This window comes from Allosphingosinicella sp., assembly GCF_036387215.1.
Lineage (GTDB): Bacteria > Pseudomonadota > Alphaproteobacteria > Sphingomonadales > Sphingomonadaceae > Allosphingosinicella.
On record NZ_DASVUE010000125.1, the window covers coordinates 1 to 3889 of the forward strand.

Annotated in this window: 6 protein-coding genes; 3 read left to right on the top strand and 3 right to left on the bottom strand. The window is 67.9% G+C overall.

What is annotated here, in order from left to right:
- The 3 genes from VF662_RS05065 to VF662_RS05075 all read left to right on the top strand — a co-directional run.
- The coding region (locus VF662_RS05065; RefSeq protein WP_464138495.1) for a hypothetical protein at positions 1-207 on the top strand (207 nt) is incomplete at its 5' end.
- Positions 204-1166 carry a FecCD family ABC transporter permease gene (locus VF662_RS05070; protein ID WP_464138498.1) on the top strand — a complete coding sequence of 321 codons (963 nt, stop codon included), beginning with the start codon at positions 204-206 and terminating at the stop codon, positions 1164-1166. The genes VF662_RS05065 and VF662_RS05070, both read left to right, overlap by 4 nt.
- Positions 1163-1903: an ABC transporter ATP-binding protein gene (locus tag VF662_RS05075; RefSeq protein ID WP_464138502.1), complete on the top strand. Its 741-nt coding sequence runs from the start codon at positions 1163-1165 to the stop codon at positions 1901-1903. Before VF662_RS05070 ends, VF662_RS05075 begins: the two co-directional genes overlap by 4 nt.
- Here VF662_RS05075 and fabZ read toward each other — a convergent pair.
- The 3 genes from fabZ to VF662_RS05090 form a co-directional block, all read right to left on the bottom strand.
- On the bottom strand, positions 1872-2345 hold the full coding sequence (gene fabZ, locus VF662_RS05080) for a 3-hydroxyacyl-ACP dehydratase FabZ (protein WP_464138504.1): 474 nt from the start codon (positions 2343-2345) through the stop codon (positions 1872-1874). The genes VF662_RS05075 and fabZ overlap by 32 nt on opposite strands.
- Positions 2342-2935, bottom strand: coding sequence for an OmpH family outer membrane protein (locus tag VF662_RS05085; RefSeq protein ID WP_464138508.1), 594 nt, complete (start codon positions 2933-2935; stop codon positions 2342-2344). The genes fabZ and VF662_RS05085 overlap by 4 nt, the downstream gene beginning before the upstream one ends.
- Positions 2935-3889: BamA/TamA family outer membrane protein (locus VF662_RS05090; protein ID WP_464138511.1), on the bottom strand; the 955-nt coding region annotated here is incomplete at its 5' end. The genes VF662_RS05090 and VF662_RS05085, both read right to left, overlap by 1 nt.

Genomic DNA, 3889 nt, shown 5'->3' on the forward strand with positions numbered 1-3889 from the left:
CAGCTGCTGGTGAAGCCGCCGCTTCTGCTGCTTCGAAGCGACTATCGGAGCGGCCAATATTCGAGCGAGCAGCGCTGGCTCTCGCACCCGCTCGCGGGGCGCACGAGGCGTTCGCGGACGCTGCTCACGGACGGGCGCCCCTGGACGTGCATGGGGCCGGCGATGGTGGGCGAGATCGTCCGGCTGCGGAAGGCGGTGGGCGCGTGAAGCTCCGGCTGGCGCTCACCCTGTTGCTGCTGCTCGCCTTCATGGCGTCGCTTGCCTGGCCTGCGGCGCCGCTCTGGAGCCTGGCGGAGCAGGATCGGCCGCTTGCGCTTGCCGTGCTGACGGAGCTTCGGCTGCCGCGGGCATTGCTGGCGCTGACTTACGGAGCGATGCTCGGCGCTTCGGGAGCGGCGATCCAGGCATTGTTCGCCAACCCGCTGGCCTCGCCCGACCTTACCGGCACGACCAGCGGAGCCGCGCTCGGAGCGGTGCTGACGGCCTACATATTCGGCTTCTCCGCTCCGCTTGCGCTGTCGTTCGGATCCGTCGCGGGAGCTCTGGCCGCATTGCTGTTGCTGCTGGCCCTCGCCGGACCGCGGGCGGAGACTGCGACCTTGCTGCTTGCGGGGCTCGCGATCAGCGCGCTTGCGGGGGCGCTCACGACGCTCGCTTTGGCGCTCGCCCCCTCCCCCTTCGCCTTTTACGACGCCTATGAATGGCTGATGGGATCGCTTGTGGACCGGAGCCTCGGCCAGGCCGCCTTTGCCGCTGTTCCAGCGCTCGTCACGATCCTGTTGCTTTTGCGCATGCGGGCGGCGCTCGACAGCCTGACGCTCGGCGAAGAGGTCGCGCAGTCGTTCGGCTATGACATCGTGCGGATGCGCCGGCGCATCGTCGTTCTGACGGCGGTCGGGGTCGGCTCCTGCGTCGCGATCTGCGGAGCGATCGGCTTCGTCGGGCTGGTGGCGCCGATCTTCGCCCGCCGCCTGACGCGGGGGCATCCGGGACGGGCGATCCTGCCTGCCGCCCTGATCGGAGCCACCCTCCTCCTCGCGGCGGACCTCGCCGCCCGCACCGCTCCGCTGGGGCGGACGCTTCCGATCGGCGTGGTGACGGCCTTGCTCGGCGCTCCCTTCTTCCTGTGGCTGGTCGCCAACATGCGCTGGAGGCTGGGCCGGTGAGCGGGCTGGTGGAAGCGACCGGCCTCGCATTGCCCGGAAGGCTGAAGGAGACGGGCCTGACCCTGCGGCCAGGAGAGCTGACCTGCCTCGTCGGCCCCAACGGCAGCGGCAAGACCAGCCTCCTCCATGCGCTCGCCGGGGTCGGGAATCCGGAAGGCTCGGTGCTTGTCGCTGGAACCGACCCACGGGGCCTCCCACCGGCGCGGCGGCAGCAGCTCCTCTCCTACCTGCCTGCAAGCCGCGACATCGGCTGGCCGCTGACGGCGCGCGACCTGGTGGCGCTCGGCACCCCTGCCGGAGGCAGTGAGGGAGAGGTTCGGCAAGTGCTGGCCGATCTCGGCCTGGCCGAGTTCGCGGATCGGCGGATCGACCGGATGTCCACGGGCGAACGGAGCCGGGTGCTGATCGCCCGCGCCCTCGTTGCTAAGCCGAAGCTGCTCCTGCTCGACGAGCCGGCTTCGAACCTCGACCCCTATTGGCAGCTGCGCCTGATGGACTTTCTACGCGCCTCGGCCAGCGCCAACGCGCAGGCGATGCTGGTGGCGGTCCACGATCTCGAGCTCGCCCGCAATTATGCGGACAGGCTCATCATCATGCATGAAGGACGGATCGAGGCGGACGGAGACCCCGAGGCGCTGCTCTCGGGAGAGCTGATCCCGCAGATCTTCAATATCGAATGGTCGGACGGCCGCTGGCGTCCGTCGGCTAGGCGGGAGCGTCCGCAATCATCGCGGTGAAGTTCGCCTCCGCCGCGAGCTTGCCTTCGATCAGCGCGCGGCCGGCGAACTTGCACACCGTGGCGCGCTTCTGGACGAACTCCACCTCGAGCCGAAGAAGCACCCCCGGCTCCACCGGCACGCGGAATTTCGCGCCGTCGATGGCCATGAAATAAACGAGCTTGCCCGAGCCAGCGAGGCCGAGCGATTCCACCGCCAGAACCCCGGCGGCCTGCGCAAGCGCTTCCACGATGAGGACGCCGGGCATGATCGGGCGCCCCGGGAAATGGCCCTGGAAGAAGCCTTCGTTGATCGTCACCGCCTTGATCGCGGCGATCGACTTGTCGGGGACGAGCTCCTCCACGCGGTCGACGAGGAGCATCGGATAACGATGCGGCAGCGCTTCCATCACCCGCTTGACGTCAAGCGGGCCGAGGGCAGCGCTGCCGCGTTCGTCGGTCATCGGCCCTGCGGGCGAGCCGGCTGCTGGCCCTGCGGGAGCGGAGCGACGGTGACGCTCGGCAGCTGCTGGTTGAGCTGGGCGAGGACGTCGTTGGTCACGTCCAGCGCCTGCGCGCGGGCAAGCGTGGAATTGACGTCGAGCGCGAGATTGGCGCCGCGAGCGGTCATCACCTGGTTGATGATCGGGTTCAGGCGGGCATTGATCTGCTGCGCGACATTGGCCTGGGTCGAGCGCAAGGTCTGCTCACGGCCCTGGATTTCCTGGTTGCCCTGGTTCTGCTTGGTCTGGAGCGCCGTGATGCGCGCCTGAAGCGCGGCATCGGGCTGCTTGCCGTTGAGAGCGCGGATGGCCGTTTCGATGGCCGTGCCCTCGGTCTGGATCGGCTGGGCGAGCTGCTGCGCGCGCTGCTGGATCTGCTGAAGCTGCGTCTGGAGCTGCGTGTTGGCAGCGCGGCAGGCGGTGCACTCCTGGTACACTCGCTCGATGTCCACCACCACGATCGCAGCGCCGGGCGTCTTTTGGGCCGGCGCGGCGGCGGGAATTGCAAGCGCGAGCGCAGCCATCGCGGCGCCGAAAGTATATTTGTTCATTAGAATGCGGTCCCTACGTTAAAGGTGAACAATTTGGTGTCGTCACCTTCCACCTTAGTAATTGCCTTGGCTATATCGATCCTGAACGGACCGAACGGCGAGTTCCAGTTGACGCCTGCGCCAACGGAGATGCGGGGTTTGGGTGAGTCGCCTCGGTAGACCTCTTTGAAGCCCGGGGCGGCTGTGAAGCCGGTGGGGCAAGGCGTCCCGTAGGGCGTTGACGTGGTCACACCGGTGGTGCCGGCGTTCGGGTTGCAGAAGTTGACGTTGAGAAGCCCCGGAGTGGGGTCCTTCAGCCCGAACAATGCGCCGGCGTCGACGAACAGCGAGGGCCGCAGGCCGAGTTCGCGTCCCGACGATCCGAGCGGGATCTCGAGCTCCGCGCGGCCGAGATAGTACATCCGGCCGCCGAGCGAATCGTCGGTGATCTGCCGCTTGTCCGTGCTGAGCGTTCCGTTCAGATCGGTATAGGGCGTGCGCAGGACCCGTGGGCCGACGCCGCGAATGTCGAAGCCGCGGATTTGCGGCTCGCCGAGAAAGAAGCGGTCGGTGATGCGCACCGCATCGACTCCCGGCCGGTTCTCATTCTCGAAGCTCAGGATGTGGCCGCCTTCGAGGCTCGTCGAGAAAACGAAGCCGCGTCCGACGTCGAAATATTTGGCGCCGCTGATGCGGGTCCTCAGATATTTGACGTCGCCGCCGAGGCCGGCGAAATCCTGGCTGATCAGGGCGCGCATGCCGGCGCTCGGCCGCTGGCGGTTGTTGAGCGTGTCGTAGAGCAGCGAATAGCCGGCGGTGGAGGTCAGCCGGTTTCCCAGCGCCTCGCACAGATAGGTGCCCGCGACGAGCGGGTCGCACTCGCGGGCGCCGCCCGGGAGGGTGCGGAAATACTGGTCGCCGAGCGAGACCCGGTCCTGGCTGATGCCGTAGCGCAGCGCCGACGAGACGTGCTCG